This is a genomic window from Candidatus Cryosericum septentrionale, from assembly GCF_003570995.1.
GTDB classification, from domain to species: domain Bacteria; phylum Caldisericota; class Caldisericia; order Cryosericales; family Cryosericaceae; genus Cryosericum; species Cryosericum septentrionale.
Genome location: NZ_QXIY01000015.1, coordinates 55,625 through 81,862 on the forward strand (window position 1 = coordinate 55,625; position 26,238 = coordinate 81,862).

A 26,238-nucleotide genomic window follows, 5' to 3' on the forward strand; every position below is an offset into this window, starting at 1 on the left:
GGGATGAAGGAATGGAGCTGGAAAACGATGGTGGAGCTGCCGGCCGACCAGGCACGGCAGGAGCCGGATGCTTCCTGTGTTCCTGGGAGCTGCCCGTGTTCGTGCCTTCGGAGCATGGTGCGCGTGGTGGACGCAGTCTCGACTGAGCAGGCCGTGCTGGAAGCCCAGGCGGCTCTCGGCGACGTGACCGGCAAGATGCTCCTCTCCGTCTACCGCAAGGTAGTGGCCGAGGACCTGCTGGACCTTGTTGCGACAGGACATAATCCCGGTGAGACGCTTGCGCGCGTCAGAGTGCCGGTTGTGGAGGCCTCGATGCTGGGAGCCGTGCTGACGGATGGCGTGGTCCGCTGGGCGACGGCGGATGAGGGCGATGTTTCCGCGGTCGGCGTGGCAGCGCTCCGCGACCGGGGGCAGACCATTGGACTGGTGGTCGCCGAGTTTGCACGCGACGGTATGGGTGTCGGCAAGCCGTCTGCGGTTTGTCTGCGCTGCGTGGCCTCCGTCATGAGTGTGGTTATCCTCAGAGCAATGGTCGACGAAGTGCAGGGGAACCTGCTGACGTTGGCCCGTTATCGCAGTGTGGCGGAGCTGTCCGTGCAGGTGACCCACGACTTTAACAACATGATGCAGGGGGTGCTTGGCAACGCGGCGCTGGCCAAGATGGACGTACCCGAAGATAGTCCCGTCGCGGTGTCGATGGCTGCTATCGAGGAGTCCGCCACGCGGGCCTCAGTTCTGGCACGCAAGCTCCTGAACTTCGCGCGCGACACCGCAAAAGGTGGGGCGACGTGCGACGCGGTCAAGGCGGCCTCGGATGCGCTCGACTTGGCAGGGACGCTGTATCTCAAGGGAGTCACAGTCACAAAGGAATTGCCCGGACATGCCGTTCCCGTGCGGATGACCGAGAACGATCTGCAGAACGACCTGGTTCTGCTCATCAAATCCGGTGTCCTTCGGCTCAGGCCGGTCACGGGCGCCCAGTTGACCATTGCCGGTGATCCGACGAGCGAACGTGCAGAGATTCGACTGGAGCTCCACGGTGTTACCCAGGCGATCAGTAGTGAGGATGGCACGGAGGCAGAACTGCTGGCGTCGGCGGCGCAGGCGGTGGCAACCAGGAGTGGAGCGTCGCTTGACGTCACGTCCGCCCCCGGAGTCATCAGCATAGTTCTGACGGTGGCAAGAGAGGTAGCACAACAGGCTTCGTCCGGCTCTGGCGCCACGACGCCGGCTCAGGGGATGGACCTCAGGGGGACGCGGGTGCTGGTCGTCGGCAAGCCGTCACCGATGGTCATGCTGCTCGGCGCGACAGGATGTACAGCGCAAGCGGCGTTGACCTGGGAAGACGCTGCGCAGGACGTGGCGCGCTTCGCTCCAAGCGTAGTACTGGCCGTCATCGGCGACAGCTCCGACCTGGATGCGGCGGTGGAAGGCCGCGGGCGTCTGGGTCTGCCAGTCATTGTCATCTGTCCACAGGGTATCGGCTATCCTGCCGACAAGGCATCGTCCATCGACGGCGTTTTGGGACAGCCCCTCGACCTCGACGATCTGCGTCGTATGCTCACTCGCGTCTTTCGCTGATCAATTGTGAATTCCTTTGGTGTCAGGCACAATGGGATTCACAATTGATGACAGAATGTCCGTCAGATGAGTTCGAGTGCCTTGAGCCCGTCCTGGTACTTGGATGAGGCGCGGCGGGGGACGACGGCGAAGAACGTCTCGAACGCGCGCATCAGGTCCTGAAGACCCTCGACCGAACCGGCTTTCTGTTCGATCTCCAGTTCGGTTGCGTCTGCCTTGTGACCGGGCTTGCGGGGGGAGCTGAAGACGACTGTGTCACACGCGATCTCGTAAGCGCGCTCGCCCCCATGGAGGACGTAGTGCAGGGAGCGCTTATCCATCGATCGCAGGGAAGCAGACAGGGTCACGTCCTTCAGCAGTTCCACTGACGAGGGCATCAGGCGCAGGATGTCCTCTGCGCTTGGCAGCGATTTCTCCGAAAACCCCGGGGCGTCGACCTCGTCCTCGGGACGTTCCTGCACCAGCCCATCCGGTGCGGCGGACGGACCCTTGAGAGAGAGAAAAACCCTGCCCTGCATGATGCGCAGGCGCAGGGCGTGGTGGCTGTAGAACAGGGCCAGTTCGGGAGTGTCGAGGTAGATGGTCAGGATGTCGACGGTTCCGGCGTGCTCGAGCGCGAAGTTTCCAATGTGGTCCATGGCGTTCAGGCGGCGAAACAACGCCTGGTCCAGGACCTGATACTTGACTTCGCGCTCTATGCTCACCTTATCCCTTCAGAAGCTCTGCCATGGCGTACGCATAGATGCGCGTCGCCTTGAGCAGGGAGTCGACATCAATAAACTCGTCCGGAGCGTGTTCAGTCATCGGCTGACCGGGGAACAGTGGCCCAAAGGCCACTGCGCCAGGGATGAGCCGCGCGTATGTGCCACCACCGATGGCAAAGCACTTTGCTTCCGTTCCCGTGTACTCTGTGTACGCTTTCTGGAGTGTCTGGATCAGTGGCGTGCCGGGGTCGACGTAATGTGGCGTGCTGTCAGACATAACCGTGAATTCGATCTTGGTCCCTAGCAACTTCTCGACGAACTGGTCGGTGACCTGTTTGCTTGTGACCTTGATGGGATACCGAATATTGATGACCGCGGTGCTGTCATCGTGGTCAATATGCAGGGTGCCCAGGTTGAGCGTGAGGACACCCGAGACTTCATCCGCAAAGTCGACGCCCACACGATGTCCGGTCCACTCGGTACCGACCTCGCGTGCAAGGAACTGCAGGGACTCGTCGTCCTCAAGACAGTGCACGGCGTCCAGCACCTGCAGCAGCTTGCCGATGGCGTTGCGGCCCTTCTCGGGAGTAGACGCATGAGCAGGCATGCCTTCCACGTTGAGCTTCAGCTCGCCGTTTGCAAGCGTCGTTGACACTGAGAACTCGTCCTTGGGCAGGCGCTCGATCAACCCTTGCAGGCGCTGCATCTTGTCATGATCGGTGATCAGGACCGCCTCGGCGTGCTGCGGTACGACGTTGGAACGCGTGCCGCCCTCGGCGTGACGCAGGATGCCTCCGTGCATGCCGTGACCGACCAGCTGCAGGTTGAGGATACCCTTCTCGCCGTTGACGATAGGGAACTCACCATCCGGGCTGAATCCGGCCTCGGGGATGCCGTACTTCTTGAAGTAGTAGTCAAAGTCGACCATTCCGGACTCTTCGTCGGTGCCAAACAGCAGCATGATAGCGTTCCTGGGCTCGATGTGCTGCGCTTGCAGCGCCGCACGGGCGGCAGCCAGCGCAAAGATGGAGGCAATGGCGGGTCCTTTGTCGTCGGTAGAGCCACGGCCATACAGCCGGCCGTCCTTGATGGTCCCGGCAAAAGGGGGAACACTCCAGCCTGTTCCTTCCGGCACGACGTCGACATGGGTCAGGACGGCATATTGTGTCCCGTCGCCGCCCCAGCGGACGCGACCGACGTAGTTCTTCATGTTTTCGGCTGTGAACCGTCGTCCTTCGGCGGTCCTGAGCATGAACTCGAGGGCACGGCCGACCTCTTTGCCAAACGGTGCATGCGAGTTGGCCGTCGCTGGGTCTTTGACCGATGGGATAGCTATGGCGCCGGACAGCGCCACCATCATCTCGTTCTCGTGTTCGTTGAGATAGTTGTCGATAGCTTTCTTCATTTAGTTCCCCCTTTATCTGAACATCAGGAGCCCGAGTCCGCCGGCTGCAAGCAACACCAGGAACAGATTGAGCTTCTTTCCATACTTCAGTATAAGCAAAAGGATGCCGAGTGATGCGACGTATCCCCACCACGCGGGGATTCCGCCCCTGGCGATGGAGTAGACCGCATAGATGAGCAGGGCCAGCACGACCGGTTGCAGGCCGTCGAGAAACGCAGAGACCCAGCGGTTTGTGCGGAACGTGTGTGCGACAGTCGCGATGATGAGGATGATGATGAACGAGGGCAGGATGACACCCAGCGACGTGACCAGCGCGCCGGTGAGACCGCGCAGCTTGTACCCCACAAAGGTCGCCATGTTGATGGCGACGGGGCCGGGAGTGATTTCGCTGATGGCCACGAAGTCCAGGAACTCCTTCATGGGAATCCAGGCCAGATTGATGACCAGATCTTTCTGCAGCAGCGGGATCATGGCCTGTCCGCCGCCGAACGTGAACATCCCTATCTTGAAGAAAACGCCGAACAAGGCGAGGAAGCTGATCATGACGGCCTCTTTGTGGCGGCCGGCGTTGCCCCATGCGGTTTGAACGCTTCGATGGCGAGGCCGACCAGGCCGCCGCCAAGAATGAGCCAGATGGGGCTGACCTGGCGGACGAAGAACAGGATGCCGAGCGATGCCGCGCAGGCGACAGCGGAGACAATGGTCCATTTCTGCCGTTTGCCCATGTCGAGGACGATGGTCGCTATCTGTGCGACGACGCCTACGATGACGCCGGCGAAGAAGCGTTGGACCCACACGTTGTCTTTGAAGCCGGGGAAGAAGACGGCAATGACGATGATGACAGCCACGGCTGGGATACTGACGCCGAGTGTGGCAAGGACGGACCCCAGGACACCGCCTTGCGTGTAGCCGACGAATGTCGCCATGTTGACGGCGATCGGGCCGGGCGTGACCTGGCTGATGGCCAACATGTCATAGAATTCCTCGTCTTTGAGCCAGTGATACTGTTCGGCGAGATAGCGCTTCATCATGAGGATCATGGCGTACCCGCCTCCGATGGTAAACGCCCCGATGATGAAGAAGATCCAGAACAGCAGAAGCTGTTTTCTGACTGACGCATGACCGGCTGTGTAGATGATGAGTTTCTTCCGTTCCATTCATTCCTCCGGAGTCACGAAAGGGGCAGCACACGACTGCCCCCAGATTTCTATGTCGTGGGGGCCTGTTCCTGCAACTACGCGTTCAGAAGGGCGATGCAGCAGACGTCGCGGATGTCCTCGGGCGAGCAGCCGCGGGAAAGGTCGTTGGCCGGCTTGGCCAGGCCCTGCGAGATGGGCCCGATCGCCTGGGCGCCCGCCAGCCGCTGGACCAGCTTGTATCCGATGTTGCTGGCATTGAGCTCGGGGAAGATGAAGACGTTGGCCTTTCCCGCGACCGGGCTTCCCGGTGCCTTGCGCGCACCGACGGACGGCACATATGCGGCGTCGAACTGTAGTTCGCCGTCGAGCAGGAGCTCGGGCGCCTTCTGGTGTGCCAGTGCAGTCGCCTCACGGACCTTGGTAACCATATCGTGCTCGGTGGAGCCCTTGGTGCTGAAGGATAGCATCGCGACAGCGGGCTCGATGCCGGTCAGCGTCTTGTACGTCTTTGCAGTAGCGATCGCGATGTCCGCCAGCTGGTCGACAGTGGGGTCTGGGATGACGGCGCAATCGCCAAAGCCCAGCAACTTGCCGTCGGGCATGACCATGAGGAACATCGAGCTGACCGTCTTGTTGCCTGGGGCGGTACCGATGATCTGCAGCGCCGGCCGCAGCATGTCGCCGGTGTTGTGTACAGCGCCCGTCACCAGCGCATGCGCCATCCCGGTCTCCAGCATGCAGGTGGCGAAGTAGATCGGGTCAACCGACAGTTCAGCCGCTTTCTCGGACGTCATGCCCTTGGCCTTGCGCTTCTCATAGATGAGGGAGGCAAACTCGGCTGCCTTGGGTGACGTCTTCGGATCCACGATCTGCACCCCGGTCAGGTCGACGCCTAGGCGGGTCGCGTTGGTACGGATGGATGTCTCGTCCTCGACTAGGATGACGTCGGCCAGTCCGCCGTCGACCAGCATCCGTGCCGCTTTCAGGGTGAGGTCTTCATTGCCCTCGGGCAGAATAACGGTGCGGTGCAGGGCCTTCGCCTTGACCCGTATCTCTTCCAGTACATTCATGTGTTCCTCCCGCAAAGGATGACTACGGCAAGCATTGTACCACGCCAGCGCTGGGCGTCCAACAGGACTGTGAAACGTTCCATGTCCAGCGGGCTGCGCGGTCATATCAAGCCGCAGGGATGTCCCGCTATACCGTCCCTGTCAGCACCCGGATAAAGGCGAAGGTGCTGAACGGTAGGATTTAGTCAGAATCGTGCTTCATATTCTTCTGTATGGGTCGACAGACGGCGTACGCGGCGACCCCGCCGATTATCGCTTCGGGAATGCCGCTCGTCAGGATGGTCAGGCCGATCAATCCGAGGAGCAGGTCGAACCCTTTTCCCAGCACCGTTGCATAGTTATGCCCGAAGAAGACGTAGATGCCTCCCAGGACCCCCAGGGTGTTCGTGAGACTGCCCAGCGCTCCGCTGAGGCCATAGACAACGCCGCTTTTCCAGTTCAGGTGGGTAAACAGCTTGAAACAGGCGCCCGCTACCACGCCGACGAGAATCCTCGGTACAAAGCAGATGACAAGGCTCCACACATTTCCTCGCGTAGTCCCGAGCGCGTAGAACGGAGTAAAGACAAACGCGACCAGAGGGTTCGGCGGGGTGAACGTCCAGACCAAAAAGCTGAACAAGCCGGCGAACGCTCCCATACAAGCGCCCGCGCCGGTGCCGAGAAGGATGGCCGTGATGATGACGGGGACCATGCCGAGCGTCGCGACGATCGGTCCCACCGCCGGAAGGGAGCCGAGTGGTGTAAAGCAGACCAAAGCTTCAATAGCGAGAAACATGGCGAATTGGGTCAGAGTGACAGTTTTTCTTTTAAGCGGTGTTTTCATGCCAAACCTCCATGTAACAGAGTGCGGCATCCTCGGCGCAACAGTCGCGGCCGCTTCCCGGCACGGAGAAGGCGGCGATGTCGTCATGCGAGACCGCCTTGCTGAGCGATCCGAATTCTATTGTAGCAGGTTTTCTGCAGCAAGGCTTGGCCCAACGCACGCAGCTCCTGTACCCTTTCAGAATGTTGATGGTTGCGGCGTGACAACGCCATGACGGGCAATATACTGTTTATGATGGGAGGTGAGCGATGGATGAGAACGAGAAGGCACGGTTGGCGCAGGCACTGAAAGCGCAACTAGCTGGGGGACAGCACCCTGGTTCCGTCATCCCATCCGTACGTCCGGCCATCCGGCCCGATCTTGCTCCGTTTGCGCTTGCGGCCTGTGCCGCGAATGCCCATCTGCATCGGCATATCGATGACGCGCTGCGGCTGGCTCACCCCACCTGGGACGCGCACGCGGCGGGCAGCATGCTCGTGCGTCACCCGGCGCTGGTCACCTTGTCCATGGAAGACGCTGCGTATGCGTGCAGGCTGGTGGGAGTATCGCTGGCGGCACAGCATGACCAGCAGGCGCGGGCCTGCCTGGGTGAGATCATGCGGGACGGCTGGCGCCGCGCGTGGCAAACGGTCAGCGCCGGCGAGAGCATCAGCCTGGAGCGGTTCAGGGCGATGCATCCCAGGGAACAGCAGCAAGAGCCCGATGTGGAACTGGTGGTACTGGCATGGTACGCTGGCGTCTGTGGTGTCCCAGTGGCGGAGACCCCGTTGCGTGAGGCTCTGGACCATTCTCTCGTCAAGGCGCTGCACCGCCTGACCCTGGCAGCCGCGGAGATCGATCTGGTAAGCCGGTCCCGCTATGATGCCGCTTTGAGGTATGACCAGCTGTGGTGGCGAGCGACCGGTGGCGACAGTGGAGACCGGGAGCTTGCGACGCGCCTGAGCGCTGCCCGTGACGTTCTCAGGCAGGTGGCGCAGGTGGACCAGACCATCTCTCCAGGACCGGGAGACGTCTGGCAGTCTGCCTTCCTGCTTGCTGGAACCGATGCCAGACTCGACGATGCGACGGCCGTCAGCATGCTCGCCGGACTCTTCGCCCTGAGGCAGGTGCCGGTGACACAGTCATCGACTGCCTACGAACCGACTCCGTCGGTCGGCGCCCCGGCAGATGGCGAGGAACTGCGCAGGGCACGCGCAGACCTTGTGATACAACTGCGCGAGGCGCACCGCCTGACCGGCGAGCTGGACCGGGCACGCGACCGGCTGAGCGCGCGCGAGGCCGAGATCTCGCGGCTGATGGGCATTCTCTCGGCGCGCGAGGAGCCTGAGGCCGAAGTGCAGTACACCGTGCGCTCCATCACCGAGCGGGTCCTGGTCGCCGGTGGACATGAGACATTGTCCCGAAACCTGCAGACATGGCTTCCCAACAGCGTCTGTATCGCCACAAATGGCAAGGAAGACCTCGACCCGGCAGTCCTTTCCACTACCCGCCTCGTGGTCGTCCTGACGTCGTACATCAGCCATTCCTTCTCGGGCAAGGTGATCAACGAGGCACACAAGAGGGACCTGCTCGTCCTGATGCTGGATTGGCGCAGCGCCAAGCACATCTTGCAGGAGATCGACCGCGCGCTGACGGCGCAGCAGGACCTTCCGGCAAAGCAGTAGGATCGTGGTCGTCCTCGTGACGCCGACCGTACCATTGTTCTGATCTGTCATTCCCGCGCATGCGGGAATCCATACCTCCATCATTGCCTGGTCCCCTCCTTCGCGAGCATGACGGCGAAGGCATCAGGGCTAACGTAATGCATTGTTGCCGTTGCCCAGGGCGCCGAGCGCCATATACTAAAAGGTCAGGCCCAGATGAGTCTGCGCCGCGAACGTGGAGGTTTGGATAGTGAAAATGCGCAAGGCAGTGGGATGGATCCTGCTGGTGATAGCCGTTGCAGCGGCAGTCGTCGTTGCAGTCGGATTCAGCCGTAACCGTGCGGACGGGCGTCATGTGGTCGCCTACGTGCAGTCGGCGGACGTCTGGCAAGCCAGACAACGTCTCCTGTGGCAGGAGATTGGCGTCGTTTATGATGCCCAGGTGGCACAGCAGGAGCGCATTCTGCAGATGACCGAGGCTGAAGAAGCGGCAGACGTGGCTGCAGTCGAGGCCGGAGACCACGAGGCCATGATACGCCAGGACAACCGCGAGGACCAGCTGGTCCGGTCTGTCATCGCCGGTGTCGACCCCACAATCGTCGCCCAGCTCCAACCCGTGGTGGAGCTGGCATGGCCGCTGGCAGGACCCATGATGGTCACGTCGCCCTATGGCGAACGGATGCACCCCATCATCCGTGAAGAGGCGTTTCACCGGGGCATCGACCTGCGCACTCACTACGGCTCACCCATCGTTGCGCCCGCTGATGGGGTGGTCCTGTACATCGGCCGCAAGACTGCCTATGGCAACATGATCGTCCTCCTGCATGGTGGAGGCATTGCCACCGTCTACGGCCACCTGTGGAAGTTTACGGTCCAGCCCTACGAACGCGTCCAGAAAGGGCAGCTCCTCGGGTATACGGGCAACACTGGTTTCAGCACTGGTCCCCACCTTCACTTCGAGGTGCGCCAGAATGGCGAACCGACCAATCCGCTGGAGTGGCTGCCTCCCATCGAGACAACCGAATAGGGGACGGTCATCAGTGACCGCATCCTCAGTGTTTGGCGCTCCGCACTAGAGTCAAAGAGTTCTCAAGCTGACTGATGTGGGGTGATCGATGCTGACGTTGCTGGGCGAAAGTATGCCCACAGCGCTCCGGTCAGGTAGGCAATCCATGTGATGACCTGGACGAGATTGGGGCTGTCAACATATCCGAAGATAGAACCCAGGAGCCCGCCGACGATACTGGTGTCACTCAGTAGAGCCCGCGTGGACCAGAGAGGGGCGATTCCTGTCGGCAGAAGCCCAAGACCCTGGAACTCGCCGATACCCCCGACCAGGAGACCGGCGGCCATGACGATGAGGAGGACGCTCATGACGGTGAAAAACGGCTTGAGAGCCATACGCCTGCTCCCGCCATAAACGATCTCGCCAAGAATGGCGGCAACGGTGAAGCCGAGCACGGCGCCGCTGATGGTTGCAGCTGGACTGGCATGCTGCGTGGAGCCGACGACGAAGAGGACGGTCTCGATACCCTCCCGGATCACAGAGATGAATGCGAGCGAGGCGAGTGTCCACACAGAACCGCCACTGACGGCATGCAGCACGCGTTGCCGTAGGCTGGAACCGATCGTTGCTGACTCGCGCTTCATCCAGAGGGTCATCCACGTCAGGATGATGACCGCCAGGAACTTCAGACTTCCCTCGAGGGGCGCCTGGAAGCGTTCGACCTTCGTCGTGTGCAGGACGGCGAAGATACCAACAGCTGCCGCAACGCTGAGAATCGCCGCCGCCACTGTCCCCAGCCACACCTTGCCCGCAGACCGGCTGGCGCCCAGTTGACGCAGGTGGGCCAGAATGATAGCCAGCACGACCGCTATCTCTACTCCCTCTCGAAGTGTTATAATGAACGTATTCAGCATATCTCACCCTTTCGTGCCGGCTCACAACAGGCGCTCAGCAAGAAAGTATATGTAGCTATTCTAATAAACAAGTGAAGCAGGTGTCAACATCGTCGTCTTTACGCCCCTGGCACGATGCCGCCCATTGGCGTCAGATTGAGCCCGTTTGCCCGCAGAACCCGAATGAGTGCATTGAGTCCCACGGAATCGCAGGCCATGTGACCGGCGACGACGAGCGTCCCTTTGACCTCTGACTGGCGGAGCTTCAGGATGTCGGCGACCTCCATGTGGAGGGTCATCACGGTCCCGACGCCATGGCGCCAGTACGTCTGGACGACGGCAGCGCCACCGTTGGTGCCGCCCGCGAAGGCGGTGACGACCTTGCCGGCTGGCGCAGCGGGGTCCCCGACGACCACCGCGGGACGTGTCTTCGCGTGCGCGTACTCTGGGAGTTCGAGCAGGATAGCGGTGAGGTCCTGTACGGTCGCTGCAGGACCAGTCTCGGCCAGGCGCCGCTGAACGTGGGCGTCCACGATGCGTTCCATCATCAGGTCGCAGGGATAGTGGACGTTCATGAATGGCATCCCCATCAGGCGGGCGACGCTGGGCATGTAGTCCCAGTTGCGCATATGGTTGTTTCGCTCGACACCGAATTGCCGGGGCCTCAGGGCCTCACGTGCCTCGTCCTCTGGTACACCTGCTTTCGTGAGGGTCTGCAGTTGTCGGTTCATGACGAGGTGGAGATTCAGCATGGCGTCGTCTCCCTGCGGGTGGTGCACGATAACGCCATCGTACCCCAGGTCGCGGGCGATGCTCAGCAGACCCGTGTCGGCGTCAATGCACACCAGTGCCTTCGTGATCTCACCGGGTACGTACACCTGTGTGTCCTCCGGGACCTCCGTGAGTCCCGCCATGTCCAGTGCCAGTTGCATGATTCTGTCCGTGTGCATGAGTGCCCCCGCCTAGTAGTTGAAGTAGCTGTTGCCGATGAACTCGCGAATGATGGATGTGCTGGGGATGACGTCGATGTCCATCACCGGCAGGAAGTAGTCCAGGAACCGGATCAGCCGGCGTGCCTCGGAGTACTCGGGCACCGTGTTGTCGATCTGCAGCAGAAGCTGCATGGCGTAGTTCTTGAGGAAGGCCAGCTCGTACACAAGCGACGAGTTGAACATGGCGTCGGCGTTCTCCTGGAAGGGGAAGATGTGCCGTTCCTCGCCCATGCGGACAGAGTGCCAGATCTGCAGGGTCTGCAGGGCCGAGTACCCGCGGAAGTTGTGGTCACGCACCATGCGCCGCAGGATCCGTACGTCCGTCGTCGGGATGCGGTTGTCGGCGTCCAGGTTGAGGAAGGTGAGAGCCGACACGTAGATGCGGAACTTGAAGGGGTCCGGTATCTGCGCGGTCAGCTGTGGGTTCAGCCCATGGATGCCCTCGACGACGAGAATGGTGCGGTCGTTGGGAATGACGGTTTCGCCAGTATCGGAGGAGGTCCCGGCCTTGAAGCTGTACCTCGGCAGCGTGACAGTCACCCCGGCCAGGATACGGTTGAGATCGTCGTTGAACCTCGCCGTGTTGAGCGACTCCAGACACTCGAAGTCGGGTTGGCTCTCTGCGTCCCGAGGTGTCTTGTCGCGGTCGACGAAGTAGTCGTCCAGCGAGATAGCATGAGGGTCGAAGCCGTTGACCCTGAGCTGCAGGGCAAGCCGCTTACTGACTGTTGTCTTGCCGGACGAGGACGGGCCTGCGATGAGGACCAGGTGGGCTCCAGAGGCCGTAACGCGGTCGGCCAGCTGCGCGATCTTTTTCTCATGCAGCATCTCGCTCACCATGATGAGTTCGCGGGTTCCGCCGCCGGCCACGACATCGTTGAGGTCTCCCGTCGTTTCCACGCCGATGATGCGTCCCCACTCCTCCGCCTCATCGAAGATGTCGGCCAGTTTGGCCTGAGGCACGTAGTCCGGCAGAGCGGTGGGGCTGGTGATGCCGGGGAAGACAAGCACCATACCGGTGCGATAGGGGATGAGGTCGAAGAGCGGCGTATCACCGGTGCTGTGTGGCATGAAGCCGTAGAAGTAGTTGGGGTGTTTGCCCAGGTAGTAGATGTTGACGGTGGACTTGCTGCGGTAGCGCAGCAGCTCGGCTTTGTCGTGCATGCCCAGGTTCTCCAGCAGCTGCAGGGCATCCCACTTGTACAGCTCCTGCTTCTGGTACTCCAGGTCCTGGTCGATGAGCTCGTGCATGTGCTGCTTGATCTGGGCGATCTCGTCGTCGGTCACGCGCATCTCCCGGAAGTCGCAGAACAGCCCCTGCCCCAGCGAATGAAGGACCCGGAGCCTCCGGTCGGGAAAGAGGTCACGTGCTGCAGCGTACAGGATGAACACGAGACCACGCTGGTAGATGCGTGCGCCGTCTTCGACGCTCATGTCGATGAAGCGGACGGTGGCGTCGTGGTTCAGCGTCTTGAACAGCTCACGGATGTCGTTGTTGACGCGTGCCGCCATGATGCGTGACGTGTGGTACGCTGCGTAATCCTTTGCCAGCGAGTCCAGACGGACCCCTCGCGGGTATAGGACGTCCTGGCCGGTCTCTTCTATGTGCAGCCTGATCATCTCTGTCGCCATTGTGATGCCTCCTGACTTCTCAGTCTACGCTTACCGCCAAGAGGGACAAGACGTGATCGGACTAGTTACCGTCGTTATCTATCACAACGTATGTTCCGATGAGGTTACTAACCACCAGTCCTTTTAATCGGGCTGAATTAATGACCTGGACGACGCGCCGTTCATTGGTATCCACGATCGCTATCAAGTCGGGACTGGTTTCACTGGATTTCTGCAGAAGCACAGCAACAAGCGTTCCCGGCGGAATGCGCTGCTGCTTTTCAGAAGTGGGATATGAGGACGCACGATTTGTGGACTCAAGATGATAAACCGCCAGAGAAGAGACTGCTACCGCCCGGCGGCCGGTCGTTTGTACCATGGGATCAGCCATGGCAAGCTGCCGTGCCAGCTCCAGCCGAACAAAGAGAGGCATGGACGACTCCTGGACACTGGCATCGGCCGGCGTTTTCATACCCACTACGCCGACAACGGACGCAGAGTGAGGGTCAACCAGAATGTAGCCATCCACGCCCCGCACTTCTGCGCGGACCAGGCCCGTCGCAGAATCCCATCGTGCATCTGTGACTACTGCTGAACGTGCCCCGGGTGTGACTAGTACTATCAGTTTATTCCACATCTGATGCAGCAGCAGCTCCGTTGCATCGGGGATGGGTGTTTCTTTCTGTGTTTCCTGAAGCAAACGCACACTGGGGGACAATTGTGCCGTGGCGTGGATCGCTGTTCTCAGCGGAGCGGTTCCAACAAACCACCCGATCACAAGAGTTACTGCAACTGCAGAACAGCAGACTCCGCGCCAGATCCGCACATGACGCCAATGGGTCTGCAGGCGTTCAAGCCGTTTAATCAGGCGTTGTTCGCTTTTCTCCTTCCATTTGTCGTCGGGTGCCGGGTCGATCTCATTCCAGTTGGCCGACCGGAGAATACGTTCCAGTTCCTCTTGCGTCAACATTCTCTCACCTTCCCCTCATGAGTACAACGCGATTCATCTGGATTTACTTCGATGCCTGAGCGTAGGATGCGACAGGCATGCTGAAGGGCATTGCTCACTCGCTTCGCTGTACAGCCAAGAATCGCGGCAACCTCCCGTGGCTTCAGTTCCTCACTGTAACAAAGCATGACGCACGCTCGTTCAAAGGGGGTCAGGCCCACTGCAGCGGTCCGCAGCTCGCTCTCGTGACGTTGTGCTTCACTGACCATGTCATCATAGTCAGGGTCAGACTCATTATCTCCGACGCGGACACGCGCAAGGTACCGTTCCTCAGCACGATGATGGCGAAACCATGACATAGCCTCGTTGTTAGCGACGCGATACAGCCATTGAACCAAAGGAGCACTGCCATGCGCCAGCTTAGGCAGGTTGTCCACCATCTTGGCAAAGGTGGCCTCGGTCAGCTCCTCGGCCAGGTCTCGTTCCAGCACTGTATGGATGAGACACGCAAGGATGCGGTCACGGTATCGCTCATACAGCACAGCTACTGCACCCGTGTCGCTTAATGCATCTTTCAGAAGTTCCTTGTCAGACTTGCCTTCCACCAGATCCGCCCCCTTTTTCAATGATAGTATACCCCCGAGGATTGCTCGGGGGTATACAACTCTTATTGAGGGGATTATTGGGGACCGTTGAGGAGAAACTGACCCTCTGTTATTTCCTGCCATGATGAGCTGTAAGGAACAATCAGGTATCCAATAACAGACCAGGCTTTGGTTGGTCCTGCACCAAGAACTTGGCGCAGCCGGAAGAAGACGAATATACCTTGCTTTGGAAACATACCAAGAAAGAGCTGGTCTCCATTCTTGGGATCTTTTCCATAATCCTGAAAGTCCGAGGCTTGTACTTTGAATCTATATTGAGGCCGTAGATCGAGATAATCATCATCTGTTGCAAGAGAGGCGGCCAATGCTTTTCGTGGGTCCAGAAGTTCGGGGTGTTTGCCACTGTCCGCCAGTTTCTGATCCTCCAGCAGTTCTGAATGGGGGGACACCATATGGATCCATGGATCGGGGGGAAGAGAAGAATATGGCTTTGGTGTGTACCATGGCCGCCAGACAAGGAGCACGGCGCTGAGCATGACAACGACTGGAATGATAAGGAGCAGCAGTTTTCTTGTTTTCCTGCTTATATGCAGGAGGTGTCTCTTCTGTATCTTTCGTTCTGTTTCCATAGTATGCCTCCGCTAGGATAGTGCCAATTGACCAATGTACGATGTGTTTGTTATCCACCTGAAGAAGATGCCAGGAGCGGCAGGGGATTAACCGGCGTACTGTCCCTTCGTACTTCAAAGTGTAGGTGCGGTCCGGTGCTGAATCCGGTGGAACCCGACAGCCCGATGGCCTCTCCTTTGCTGACCGATTGTCCAACGTGCACATTGGTATGGCTCAAGTGCCCATAGATGCTCGCCAGATGGGTGGAGTGGCGGATCACGATACAATTGCCATATCCCCATTTGCGTCCCTCCCAGGCGACAACTCCTCGTTCGGCTGCCTTGACGGACGTTCCCAGAGGCGCAACCAGGTCAATGCCGAGATGGTCGAGTTCCTGGCCAATAACGGGATGCTCGCGCGGGCCAAACGGCGATGTTACCTCCAGGTCACCATCAAGAGGAGCAGTCAGTTGCTTGGGAGTTGCCAGGGCAACAACCTGCCACTGCCGTGCTTTTGTCGTCATACGGCGAAAGAAAGCATCTTCAAGCGTTAGTTCGTGCACCATTGCAGTCGGATTCTGTGCTTCAACAGCACCCCATGTTGCTTGTTCCGTTCTCCGTGCTTCCAGAGATGAAATAGGGTGCAGGATACTGAACGGTGCGTTGAGAGACGAAGGAGTGATGTCTCCATGTGCAGTCACCTGTGACCGGTACCACATCCACGATCCAGTCGCAAGAGCCAGGACAAGAACAATCGTCAGGCATCCTTTTCTGCGCCGATGCATTCGCGGCGAGGACCTGTGCTGTTTCTGTTGAGCGTCAGGAACATAGAATCCACTTGAATATGTGTCTGCCTTTTTTGATTGTTTCTGATTCATGTCCATTCCACTCCTTTAGAAAGAGCCGCAGAGGCCCGGGATCTGACCTTTGTCAGTCAGTACTAATAGATCGTCGTGTCATTTTTAGTGTACCAGCCGGTGGAGACTGTGCCTGTTGCATGGACGGGAGCCAGTGCAGGTGAACTCATTCTGATCGTCACGTATTTCGTTGTAGCAGTAATGTTTGTCCATAGAAGCTTTGTCTGGCCTTCTTTGGCGAACTTCACCTTATAGTTGTTTCCGCCGACCAGATGCTGATCGTCTGGGCAGATGACCGTCATATAGACATCGTGGCCACCAGACTTCTCCAGATACGCGATGATATACTTGCCAGCCTTAACAGTATACGTTTCACTCGTATCCTTATAACCAAAAGTTCCGATGCTGACACTGAAAGGATGGATCTTTCCATTTGCCATCACAGGTACCTGTTCAGTATTTGTGGCGGCAGATACTTTGTCGGCGCGGACAAGGACCGACTGGTTTGCCCCCAGGAGTGCAAGCAGAACAACAAGAACCAAAATGCTCTTGAGATACTTCATCTACTACTCCTCTCGTTAATGACGCTACTTCTTCCCATCACTGGGCCAAATGTTTCAACAAGTCAGGACGTTTCAGTATCCCTACTTCTCTGCACGCATTTGCCTTACCCCCTCACCTCTATAACGCAATGGGTTTGTTTTTGCTGACGGAGGTATCCAGAAATAGTTCAGCGCTGCCGGGGGTCGGCAGCGCTGAAGGAGGAGGGAATATGTGCGAGGGTCAGGAGCGGCGGGGCATCAGTGGTGTGGTATGTCATCCCGCACATGCAGGAATCCAATCCTACCGTTGTCTGCAGGCGTGGCCCTACAGGTGGTGCCTCAGGGAATGCGCAGGTCTCCGGTGGCCACCACGACCGTTTCGCCTGCGATGAGCACGCGGTCGCCCGCGAGGCGCACCTTCAGGATGCCTCCGCGTGAGGATGCCTGGTAGGCGACGAAGTCGGTCTTGCCAAGCACACTGCTCCAGTAGGGCGCCAGGGCCGCGTGCGCGGAGCCGGTGACCGGGTCCTCGAAGATGCCGTCGGCGGGCGCGAAGAAGCGGGACGTGAAGTCATATGGCGCATCACCCGCTCCCGTCACGACAATGCCGGGCAGGTCGATTGCCATCGTGGCTGCACGGTCAGGCGCCAGGACACGCACGGCCGCCGCCGACCCAAGGTCGAGCAGCCAGTAGCGGTGGGCGTTGACACCGGTCCAACGGGGAGCGCTGTCGAGCTTCAGGGCGTCGAGGACCCCTGCGGGGACGGGCGCAGGCGTGGGGGGCAGCGATGGGAAGTCGAGCTCGATCCAGTCCTCCTGGTACCGGGCGGCAAGGTCCCCACTCAGGCTGCGGAAGTAGACTTCGTCGTCTGTCACGATGCCGGCCTCGCGCAGCGCCCGGGCAGTAGCGAGGGTCCCGTGGCCGCACAGTGGCACTTCCACTGTTGGCGTGAACCACCGCAGACGCCAGGCGTCGTTCTCCCACAGGACGAACGCTGTCTCCGACAGGTTCATCTCTCGTGCGATGGACGCCATGACCTCGTCCGCCAGCGGTTCCTGCAGGAGGCACACCGCTGCTGGATTCCCTGCAAATAACCTATCGGTAAACGCATCGATGATGTAGTATTTCATGTCAGTATTCTATGATGAGAAGCCTCGTTGCGCAATGTCAGTATTCCCGAAACACAATAGCAAGGCCTCTGTGAGGTTATCTGGAGCTACAGACTAACGCACCCAACACTCCAGCCTGTGCTGACGAACTTGGCCAGATGCTTTGGACTGTCCAGACACGTTCTGCTACTTGCCGTGACTCTTCTTGGCCTTCCTTGCAACAGAAAGAGCAATTGCTACGGCTTGTTTCTGAGGACGGCCGGCCTTGAGTTCGGTCTTGATGTTCTCCCCAACCGTCTTTTTGCCGTACCCCTTCTTCAATGGCATGTCAAACCTCCTCTTCGGGCCCTTTGGCCAGAATGCCTGCAAACGCGTCGATGATGCAGTATTTCATGGCAGCATTCTATGCCGGGTCACTCGGCAGTGCAACAAGGCGTTGCTCCGCATGATCTCCGCGAAGGCAGACGACGAGTTCAGTTCAGCAGCGTTGGTCAGGTCGTCCTGCTGCACGAGCCCACGCTGGAGGGCTTGGCGGATGGTCTGATCGAGAAGGTCATTGGAGATGGTCCCGGCGGTAGCAACATCGATGATTGTTCTCAAGGGACGTGTGATGCTGTACCCCTCCATTACCTGAATGTCGACGGGCTCGAGCGTTGTACGATGGACGACGAGGACGGCGGGTACCCTGGCCGACTTCCTGAATACTAGCGGGACTGTCATATGGAGGTTTGCAGGCATCACGTCGGAGAGTTCATAGATGGACAGGGCCGTCTCATGAGAGAACACGCCCTGAGGTTTGCCCTGTCTGTCACGTGACCAGAGCGACCACAGCACAAGGTCCGGTCGATCAGCCGCCGTGTAGTCGGCAATGCGGTAAACGCCGTACCCCTCCCGTATCCAGTTTCCGGTCTCACTCTGGTAGTACTGTGAGGGATATGAGTAACCAGCTTCAAGAGCCTGCCTGGCAGTGAAGTATCCCTGCTGGCGAGAGGCAATGCTCCGTATGTTGCGTTCCGATTCCCGTGTCTTTCCCATCTGCACAACCCTTAACATTTTCTTAAGTATTGTGCAATCATATGGATAGTCAAATCACTCTGTCTTGTGGGTGCGTTCGGCGGCGACCCTCTGAGTCAGTCAGCACTCTTGCGCAGGTCACACAACTGCCATTCTGCAGCCAGTTCAGTCTTCATTTCGAGGTATATCTGCTTTGCCTTCGGATCGGTCTCGACAAGTCTTCTGATTTCCTGCCGATACACTTCAGTATCGGCCGTCATTTCACGAATGCTCTTCATATCTTTCCTCCTTCAAGAAATGCAGAATACGGCTCAGACGTTGTAGGCGTCAAGAGACGATCGTTGTTCATTGTGGCCTCATATTGTGTTCGACCAGGGTCTGGATGGCGTCCGTGCGGACGGATTCATCAATGATGCCGGCTGTCACCATAAGTTCAAGCAATGCGTCAAAGTTATGTGTGAGCACATTCCTCTTTCTTGCTACCGCGAGAAGTCTCTTGTCATGAGTGACGAGAGGGATATTCATCTGTTCTGCTAGTACGAGGCACACCACATCGCAGACCGAAACTCTACCAGTACTGTCCAGGATTTCGGTGAGAGTCCTCACGCTATCGGACGTGAGTTCCTCGAACGCTGCACCTTTATCCTTCAGGTCCTGCCACGTCAGTTCAGTGAGGAGTTCTTTGGTGCGCATGAGATCTGGGACGTGAAGAGAGCCCAATCTGAAGGCGGCGTCAACAAGACCGCACGTGCTCAGATATATCCAGATATTGCTGTCAATGACCAGGCTCAGCGACGAGTGAATCGACATGCCCCTCTCCGTTACCGAGAACCTTCTCCAGGCTCCAACCAAGGAGCTCGGCCGCACGCATTCCCGTGACTTCACCCTCAGCATACGCGCGCATGACCATGCGCTCCATTCGCTGTGGCGTCTCGGGCGTCAGCCCGCACGAAGGCTCTTCCGTGCGCCATCCCTCCCGATTGCGCAGCTTCTGCCATCGAATGTTCTCGGTGGACGAGATGATCTTGAGGTCCGCTGCGCGGTGAACCCATCCACCCATGCTTAGGCCATACTTTGCCTTGAGTAACTGCAGCTCAACCCTGCTCAGATGATCGCGGTGCTCACCGAGTTCGCGCATTGCAGTATCAGCAGGAACGAGAAATGCCCCGGCGAAGCGGTTGGCTAGTCCCTCTGGCACCTTGCCTGACGGATGTTGCAGGACCAGGTGAGCCAGCTCGTGGGCAAGCGTGAATCGGACTCGATCGACGGGAGCTCCGGTACGAACGACGACAAAGGGCCGACCGTCGGATTCCAGAGCACAGGCATCGAAGTGATCATGCGCAGTCAGCTCAATGACTTGGATCTCGTGGTCTTCCAGCAGTGCCACCATGCTCGGAATGGCATCATGGCCCAGATGCCAATCAGAACGTAATCTCTTGGCCGCGTCTTCCACATCTGCGGCATCGCTGACACTCAATACGGGCAACTTCAGCTTTTCGTGACGTTGTGCGAGCTCCTCGGCTTCGCTATAACGCTCAGCTTTGTCTTGAACGGCCTTCATGATGGCCTTGCACTCTTTGACCGCCAGATCTGAGCGCTTGCGGTATGCTGGTTCCGACAGGACAACGGCTGTCGACCTGAAGAGTCGCTCCAGGCTCAGATCCAGCGCTTGGCACAGTCGCATGAGGACGCCTGAACTTGGCATGTCCAGATCACGTTCATATTTGGATACAGCAACTCCGCTTACGCCCACGATCTCTCCCAGCTTTCGCACGGACAGTCCCTTCTGCTTGCGAGCTACACGTAGTCTGGTACCAATCTCCATCTCGCACCTCCACGTTGCCGCGTGGGAAAAGTTCTACGTATTCACACGAATCACTCATACGAACGGTTAACAAGATACCACAAATGTGAGAAATGTAAACTGACGTGACACTGGTTTGATACGGGGAAGGCGCAGGATCGGGATTAGGAGAGTGTGTGTCCTAGTATGTGGTTCTGGCAGGAGTCCCTGTTGTCAGTCGTTCGGATCAGGAAGTTCGACCTCTCCAGGATACCGGCGACGGTAGTGTGCGTATTTCACGAGCAGCAGGCTGAGTGCAACGAAATGGTCGTAGCAGTAGCTATCAGGATCGTTTACACCTTGATCACACGTAAACATCCAGTAGTCGGGATGAGCAAGGAGATGACTTCTTGCGTCCCTGAGCTCATCCAGCCAGGCGTAGTAGCCAGAGGGAAGTCTGATTGCCCTCTTGAGTCCTTTCAGCGATCGCTTCTTGCCTTTCAGGTCATGGAGAAGCTCGAAGTCCTTCATGATCGTCTCATAGACCAAATAGAGGCTGAGTCCTGCTTCTTCGGCAAAACCCTGGTTAACGAGAGCGCATGCTCTGGCGTAGTAATGAACGGCAACCTGTACCAGCCGAGGTGAGGTTGATAGAAGGTCGAAGTATCGCTTGGCGAGCTTTTCTGGTACGTGTATGTCGTGTCTGAACAGAGCATGAATCCTGGCCTCACTGGCAATAGCGGCCCCTGTCTGTCGATCGTCATGGCTTCATATTTCCACAAGTGTATCTACGGAAGATGACGACCCTGCAAGATGCACAGTGGACACACCAGTATCCAGCACTTGCCTTCTGTAGCCATTGGAGGGGTTGCGCACTGCCAGTTCGCCAGTGGCATCGGAGAACACACGTCGGATGATGGCCCCAACTGCACGCCATCTTAGCGGACAGGGGCTTTGCACCAACATCGAGTCGGGAGAACGTTCGCCAAACTCGAACATTGGGAACGTGGGGAAGCACAACCACATAGCTACTTTGAGGAGCTCGGCAGGCGGAGCGAACGGCCCATCAGTGTCATCCCAAGCGCGTTCATATAGTCGCGTCTGATTTGGAGGTGCCGATTCGATTAGCACCGGCACTCCATCGATGATGTCATAGGAACAGAGTCTCGTATGTACGGGAGTATCGGGGTAGGACCCAGTGAGCCCCATGAATTCCACAGAATAGCTGTACATGCTGTCGTCGTCGGAGAGGGGCATGCTCGAAGTTGGGCTTCCCCGCTAGTGGTCCAGTTCTACAAGAAGGTTGATGAACGTTGCGGTCAGATAGAGGATGAAGCCAACCTCGGCTGGCTTCCAGCCGTCGCCGTGCTTGACGTGATTGTTCTGGTAGTTGCAGTAGGACTGGAACAGTTGGCTCATCATTTGCCGAGTTTCGGTATTAGAGCCACGCTCGTCCATCCACTTGAGAAGAGCCTCTTTGTTGTTCTCCAGGCTTCTTCTGTTTCCGAGCAGCTGCTTGACGAAGTTCTCCAAGGAGACTCTCAGCGAGTCCAGCATTTCTCGTTGCTTGGCGGGATCAGCAGACTGCGCTAGGGCGTTCTCAAGCGCAGTCAACGCCTTTGGGTAGTCAGATAGCCATTCTAGGTCTGTATTCACTACCTTCTCATCAAGGAGTCTCGCTCCCTTTCGGTAGATGAGATAGTTGCCTTTGCTGCGTGCCAACACCATCGGCGCACCGGAGGCTCTGATATCTTCTCGAATCCCAGCAGCCAAGTGCTCCAGAGTCTCCGCTCGAAACGATAGGTGAAACAATGACTCAAGGCGAAAGACGAACTCCCACGCCTGTACCATTGTGTCTGCCAGAACTTTCCAGACCGGCGTATCTCTGACGCTATGGACTAGCCAGTTGAGACGGACATCAGGTGGACGCCCGATGATTCTCAAATAGTCATTTGAGAGCTCAGGGCGAGAGATCAGATCGGATCCGACCACGGTGGACACTGTATGGAGTGCTCGACTCTGAAATTCCTCGAATCGCTGTATTGCCGTTGTGTCCACATTCCAGCGCTTGCGGAAACTGCCCAGATAGGTAATGAGTTCATCTGCCTCTGTTCTCACGAAAGTCTCCCCTATTTGGTTTGCTGAAGCACTTCGTTTTCTGCCACCCTCAAGCCGTACAAACGGAAGACGAGGGAGTCGATGGCGCGGTCGAGGGCGGCTATCTGGAGCTGAAGACCGGACTTCTCGCGGTCGGTGCCGGAGGCAGCGAGCTGGTGGTGAAGCGTCAGCATTTGGTCGACGACGCGGACCATCTCGTCGTGTACCACCTTGTCGGCGGGGTTCGTGAAGTCGATGGGACGGATGGGGAGGTCTCGAATGAAGCGGGACTCGAAACTGTAGTACCCTCCCCGCATGGAAGTAGCGATTCTCTTCAGCATCCAATCCAGGAGCCTGCTGTTGAGGAGCCCCAGTAGAAACTTTGGCGAGTATGGCGGTGCGGCAAGCAGTCCGTAGCCGCCAGCAACGCCACCGGTGAAGAAGATGTCACCGATCTCGTCGAGTGAAAACGAGGCACGCGGCGCAATATCGGGGGTGAAGAGCTTAGGTAGATGCATGACATCGAGTGCTTTCGGGTAGATGTAGCCATACCATTTCGGACCGCGCATTCTGCCACCTTCGCGCTGTTCAAGGTACGGCTTGTTGGCTAACAGATACTCCCATGTAAGTGGAAACCGGGACTGTAGCTCCTTGTCGTTGATGAGTGCCATCGTTCCTGTGCTGCGTGAATAGGGGAAGAGGATAAGCAGTTTGCCGCGAGTCAGAGCATAAGGCTTGCTATTGCCGCCCTTGACGAGAGGATGGAGGAGTTCGGTTTCCAGCGAGTGTTCCTGTCCGGTCGCTCGCGAGTAGATGCGAACGTCTGTGCTCCCTTGTTCGCGTTCCTCCAAAATGTACACGGCGTCAGCACTTGTCTTGATGCCCTGGAATATCCGCAGTGTCACATCCCCCAGTTTCACCGGCATCTTGTTCAACTTCTCGAAGAGAGCTGCACCATCGCCGACGGTGAAATTCCATGCGGCTGAGGTGGCCGTGATCGCTGGAAGATCTCCCTCGGTGGCGGAACGGTCACGGCGCCATGCGGCAAGGTCGGTGACCTTGGCGATGTGGAAGCTCTCGTGTGGCTGGGCGTCAAGGAAGAGCAGGCATGTGTACGTGGTCGCGTTGCCAAAGACCTGCTGGTCTCCGAAATGAACAATGCTCCGCAGATGACTGCCATCAGCAATCAACTTGCGCAGCGGTTCGCCATACTGGGCATTGAAGAACTTATGTGGCAGGATGTAGCCCAGGCGGCCGTGTTCATTCAGCAGGTTCAGACCCTGCTCGACGAAGACGGCGTACAGGTCGTAGTTGCCCTTGCTCGCTGCCTTGTATTTTCCCTTGTAGTATTCGACCTCAAGGGGGTTGAATTCCTTGAGAGTCTGGATACGGATATAGGGTGGGTTTCCCAGCACGACGTCGAAGCCGCCATGGGTATCAAAGACCTGCTTGAAACCGTTGGGGCCCTTCCAGTCGAAGGCATTGATGCGGTAGCGCGTGTCGTCGTCAACAAACAGACTCTCGGGCTTGTCGCTGTAGAAGTCGGGACCGATAAGGGAGTTGCCACACTTGATGTTGCTCTCCAGCTTGGGGAGCAGGCGCTGGCGGCCACCCCTCGTGAACAGCTCAGCGGTCTCGGAGGTCTCACCCTCCAGCAGCCGCAGGGTCAGCGACAGCTTGGCGATCTCGACTGCCTGGTCGTCGATGTCCACGCCGTAGATATTGTTGGTCAGGATGCGGCGCTTCTCGTCGATGGTCAGGCGATAGTCGCCTGCGCGCGGCTCAATGATACAGTGGTCCTTGAGCGCTTTGGCGAGGTGTACGTCCTGAGTGTACCAGTCCAGGTGCCAGCTGAGCAGCTTGTCGTATGCTCCCAGCAGGAAGCTGCCGGAACCGCAGGCGGGGTCGAGGATATGCAGTTGCTCGACCTTGGTGGGGGTCGTCTCCTTGAGTGCCTCCCCGACGGTATGGTCCACGATGTACTCCACGATATCCCGTGGGGTGTAGTAGACGCCGCCGGCTTTCTTGACTTCGGGCTTTTCCTCCACTTTGACGCGGTGCTCGGTGGTGAGGCGAATGGTCTTGCCCAGGAACTGCTCATAGATGTTGCCCAGGATGGCGACGTCCAGCACCGAGAACTCGTAGGGGCTCTGCGGGTAGTAGACGCTGCGGACGATGTCCTTGATGATGTTGTCGTCGACCGTCAGGCCCGGGGTCAGCGTGTCCTCGGCGAAGTTGAAGAGTCCACCGTTGTACCGCGCGTCGGCCTGGGTGAAGAGCTGCAGCAGGCGCGTGTACTGGTTCGTGCCGTTGAGCAGGGAGTGCAGTGTGCCATAGATGTCGATGCCGCGGTCCTCGGCGATGCGCAGGAACACGATGCGGTCGATTGTCTTCTGGACGGCGAAGTTGAGCTGGTGGAGGGGCAGGTCGCGGTTGCGGAGGGCGATATTGCGCGCCAACTTCTCGCGCCACTGGTCGATGAGGTTCAGGAACTCCTTGTCGACTTCGCTGGTGCCCCGCTTACTGCGCGTGTCCTCAACATACTTGTCGAAGGCACCGTGCAGGATGGCCTCGCGGGAGAAGGTACCGGTGAGGAACGCCCACTTCCCGGGATAGTCCTCGAAAGTGAAGTACTGGATACGAGCCACAGAGGCGCTGTCATTGGGGCCGGGCTTGATGCGCGTGTCATAGACAGCGAATTCCTGGAAGTCAGTTAAGATCGACAGCGGCAGTTTGGCCGAGTAGGCGTAGCGGCGCAACTGGTAGGCGGGACTGGGGTCGTTGCGCAGATCGACCGACGGCTTCTTGGCTTCCACAAAGAACTTGCGGACACCACCGATGCGGAAGCAGTAATCAGGGGCTTTGGTGCCGCCCTCGATGCTGACCTTGTCCTCCCGGATGACCTCGCGGTACTGCTCGGCATAGCCGGCCGTGTTGGCGACGTCCCAGCCCAGTAGCTCAAACAGGGGATCGATGAAGTCAGTACGTGTGTTGGCTTCATCGTACGAGACACCCTTGTACTGCTCCAAGTGTTCCTTGAAGCGGTCGATCAGTTGGACCAGTTCGTCCGGCAGATTCTCCATGAAGCCTCCTTGTTTAGTATAGTACACAAAACGAGAGACGTGCAACGTGGAACAGACCTGCGACCAAGTCTGCTGCCCAGCCGATTAGCAAAAACATCACCAACGCGTTATATTTGTAGTGGAGGACACAATGTCCGCTGCGATACCGCACCGATACGGCGCGCTGACGGCTCTGGTGACCGGGTTCCTGTCCACCATTGGATCAAGAAGGGAAGACGGAGGGCAAGAAATGGACACGAACAAACAACTACAGAAGCGTCCATGGATCATCGCAGGGTTGCTCATACTGACACTGCTCAGTACTGCCATGACAGGATGTCAGAACCAGGCAACGTCGGGCACTGTCAATAGCACCTTTGTCGATGTAAACGGCCTGCTTGCGGTACCTGCCAAGGCTGTTGCATCATACGCCACTGAAAATCTGAACCTGGGCAATGATGCTTGCGCCGGCATACCACAGTTCCTGGATGGTACGCTATATACCTTCTCGTACCATGACGACTTGACTCAATGGACGACTGCATGGGACCAGGCAACGGGGAAGAAGCTTTGGTCAGTATACACGAACGCGTTTGCGTATATACGACCGTATACGACATTTACGACGGATGGGAAGCACCTCTTTTTTGTCCGCACGGACATATTCAAGTCGGGCGAGCCCGGCGTTGTTGCGTCTATCGCGTGTCTTGACAAGACGACGGGTGCAACCGTCTGGCAAAGTAC

27 protein-coding genes are annotated in these 26,238 nt (G+C 58.3%); 4 read left to right on the forward strand and 23 right to left on the reverse strand.

Annotation, left to right across the window (positions count from 1 at the left end; translation table 11 throughout):
• The first annotated feature begins 3 nt into the window (after positions 1-3).
• A complete protein-coding gene (locus SMC1_RS03670) occupies positions 4-1,581 on the forward strand; it encodes a hypothetical protein (RefSeq protein ID WP_119085446.1) in 1,578 nt (525 codons plus the stop codon).
• 62 nt (positions 1,582-1,643) lie between these two features.
• Here the strand turns inward: SMC1_RS03670 and SMC1_RS03675 are convergent, their stop codons facing one another.
• The 6 genes from SMC1_RS03675 to SMC1_RS03700 form a co-directional block, all read right to left on the reverse strand.
• On the reverse strand, positions 1,644-2,285 hold the full coding sequence (locus SMC1_RS03675; RefSeq protein WP_119085447.1) for a CYTH domain-containing protein: 642 nt from the start codon (positions 2,283-2,285) through the stop codon (positions 1,644-1,646).
• A gap of 1 nt (position 2,286) precedes the next feature.
• The gene (gene pepV / locus SMC1_RS03680; protein ID WP_119085448.1) at positions 2,287-3,690 is read right to left on the reverse strand and encodes a dipeptidase PepV; all 1,404 of its coding nucleotides are present in this window, start codon (positions 3,688-3,690) and stop codon (positions 2,287-2,289) included.
• Positions 3,691-3,702: 12 nt separating this feature from the next.
• Positions 3,703-4,233, reverse strand: a complete 531-nt coding sequence (locus SMC1_RS03685; protein WP_165849186.1) for a chromate transporter — start codon at positions 4,231-4,233, stop codon at positions 3,703-3,705.
• Positions 4,230-4,847 (reverse strand): chromate transporter, encoded by a 618-nt coding sequence (locus SMC1_RS03690; RefSeq protein WP_119085450.1) that lies wholly within the window; start codon positions 4,845-4,847, stop codon positions 4,230-4,232. The genes SMC1_RS03685 and SMC1_RS03690 overlap by 4 nt, the downstream gene beginning before the upstream one ends.
• 77 nt (positions 4,848-4,924) lie before the next feature.
• The gene (pta, locus tag SMC1_RS03695; protein ID WP_119085451.1) at positions 4,925-5,899 is read right to left on the reverse strand and encodes a phosphate acetyltransferase; all 975 of its coding nucleotides are present in this window, start codon (positions 5,897-5,899) and stop codon (positions 4,925-4,927) included.
• A gap of 181 nt (positions 5,900-6,080) precedes the next feature.
• The gene (locus tag SMC1_RS03700) at positions 6,081-6,722 is read right to left on the reverse strand and encodes an ECF transporter S component (protein WP_119085452.1); all 642 of its coding nucleotides are present in this window, start codon (positions 6,720-6,722) and stop codon (positions 6,081-6,083) included.
• 248 nt (positions 6,723-6,970) lie between these two features.
• Between SMC1_RS03700 and SMC1_RS03705 the strand changes: the two genes are divergently transcribed.
• A complete protein-coding gene (locus SMC1_RS03705; protein WP_119085453.1) occupies positions 6,971-8,386 on the forward strand; it encodes a hypothetical protein in 1,416 nt (471 codons plus the stop codon).
• 235 nt (positions 8,387-8,621) lie between these two features.
• Entirely contained in the window at positions 8,622-9,392 is a 771-nt protein-coding gene (locus SMC1_RS03710) for a M23 family metallopeptidase (RefSeq protein WP_119085454.1), read from the forward strand.
• A gap of 62 nt (positions 9,393-9,454) precedes the next feature.
• Here the strand turns inward: SMC1_RS03710 and SMC1_RS03715 are convergent, their stop codons facing one another.
• From SMC1_RS03715 to SMC1_RS03790, 17 genes are all read right to left on the reverse strand, one after another.
• Positions 9,455-10,285, reverse strand: coding sequence for an FTR1 family iron permease (locus SMC1_RS03715; protein WP_119085455.1), 831 nt, complete (start codon positions 10,283-10,285; stop codon positions 9,455-9,457).
• A gap of 98 nt (positions 10,286-10,383) precedes the next feature.
• Complete coding sequence (locus tag SMC1_RS03720) at positions 10,384-11,214, reverse strand: hypothetical protein (RefSeq protein WP_119085456.1); 831 nt, start codon at positions 11,212-11,214, stop codon at positions 10,384-10,386.
• A 12-nt stretch (positions 11,215-11,226) separates the two neighbouring features.
• Positions 11,227-12,888 carry a nucleoside kinase gene (locus SMC1_RS03725; protein WP_119085457.1) on the reverse strand — a complete coding sequence of 554 codons (1,662 nt, stop codon included), beginning with the start codon at positions 12,886-12,888 and terminating at the stop codon, positions 11,227-11,229.
• Positions 12,889-12,949: 61 nt separating this feature from the next.
• Positions 12,950-13,837 carry a hypothetical protein gene (locus SMC1_RS03730; RefSeq protein ID WP_119085458.1) on the reverse strand — a complete coding sequence of 296 codons (888 nt, stop codon included), beginning with the start codon at positions 13,835-13,837 and terminating at the stop codon, positions 12,950-12,952.
• On the reverse strand, positions 13,831-14,421 hold the full coding sequence (locus tag SMC1_RS03735; RefSeq protein ID WP_165849187.1) for an RNA polymerase sigma factor: 591 nt from the start codon (positions 14,419-14,421) through the stop codon (positions 13,831-13,833). Before SMC1_RS03735 ends, SMC1_RS03730 begins: the two co-directional genes overlap by 7 nt.
• A gap of 74 nt (positions 14,422-14,495) precedes the next feature.
• Positions 14,496-15,050 carry a hypothetical protein gene (locus tag SMC1_RS03740; RefSeq protein WP_119085460.1) on the reverse strand — a complete coding sequence of 185 codons (555 nt, stop codon included), beginning with the start codon at positions 15,048-15,050 and terminating at the stop codon, positions 14,496-14,498.
• 50 nt (positions 15,051-15,100) lie between these two features.
• Entirely contained in the window at positions 15,101-15,907 is an 807-nt protein-coding gene (locus SMC1_RS03745; protein ID WP_165849188.1) for a M23 family metallopeptidase, read from the reverse strand.
• Positions 15,908-15,969: 62 nt separating this feature from the next.
• Positions 15,970-16,449, reverse strand: a complete 480-nt coding sequence (locus SMC1_RS03750; RefSeq protein WP_119085462.1) for a hypothetical protein — start codon at positions 16,447-16,449, stop codon at positions 15,970-15,972.
• Positions 16,450-16,767: 318 nt separating this feature from the next.
• Entirely contained in the window at positions 16,768-17,559 is a 792-nt protein-coding gene (locus SMC1_RS03755) for a PhzF family phenazine biosynthesis protein (RefSeq protein ID WP_119085463.1), read from the reverse strand.
• 165 nt (positions 17,560-17,724) lie between these two features.
• Complete coding sequence (locus tag SMC1_RS10525) at positions 17,725-17,865, reverse strand: hypothetical protein (protein WP_165846669.1); 141 nt, start codon at positions 17,863-17,865, stop codon at positions 17,725-17,727.
• Between the two features lie 63 nt (positions 17,866-17,928).
• A complete protein-coding gene (locus SMC1_RS03760; RefSeq protein ID WP_119085464.1) occupies positions 17,929-18,573 on the reverse strand; it encodes a type IV toxin-antitoxin system AbiEi family antitoxin domain-containing protein in 645 nt (214 codons plus the stop codon).
• Between the two features lie 95 nt (positions 18,574-18,668).
• Positions 18,669-18,830, reverse strand: a complete 162-nt coding sequence (locus tag SMC1_RS10530) for a hypothetical protein (protein WP_165849190.1) — start codon at positions 18,828-18,830, stop codon at positions 18,669-18,671.
• Positions 18,831-18,897: 67 nt separating this feature from the next.
• Complete coding sequence (locus SMC1_RS03765; RefSeq protein ID WP_119085465.1) at positions 18,898-19,362, reverse strand: PIN domain-containing protein; 465 nt, start codon at positions 19,360-19,362, stop codon at positions 18,898-18,900.
• On the reverse strand, positions 19,328-20,377 hold the full coding sequence (locus tag SMC1_RS03770) for a helix-turn-helix domain-containing protein (RefSeq protein ID WP_119085466.1): 1,050 nt from the start codon (positions 20,375-20,377) through the stop codon (positions 19,328-19,330). The genes SMC1_RS03765 and SMC1_RS03770 overlap by 35 nt, the downstream gene beginning before the upstream one ends.
• A 192-nt stretch (positions 20,378-20,569) precedes the next feature.
• Positions 20,570-20,866, reverse strand: a complete 297-nt coding sequence (locus SMC1_RS10335; protein ID WP_126855162.1) for a hypothetical protein — start codon at positions 20,864-20,866, stop codon at positions 20,570-20,572.
• Positions 20,867-21,613: 747 nt separating this feature from the next.
• Entirely contained in the window at positions 21,614-22,453 is an 840-nt protein-coding gene (locus SMC1_RS03785; protein ID WP_119085469.1) for a hypothetical protein, read from the reverse strand.
• Between the two features lie 11 nt (positions 22,454-22,464).
• Positions 22,465-25,515: an Eco57I restriction-modification methylase domain-containing protein gene (locus tag SMC1_RS03790; protein ID WP_119085470.1), complete on the reverse strand. Its 3,051-nt coding sequence runs from the start codon at positions 25,513-25,515 to the stop codon at positions 22,465-22,467.
• Positions 25,516-25,645: 130 nt separating this feature from the next.
• Between SMC1_RS03790 and SMC1_RS03795 the strand changes: the two genes are divergently transcribed.
• The coding region (locus tag SMC1_RS03795) for a hypothetical protein (RefSeq protein ID WP_133299407.1) at positions 25,646-26,238 on the forward strand (593 nt) is incomplete at its 3' end.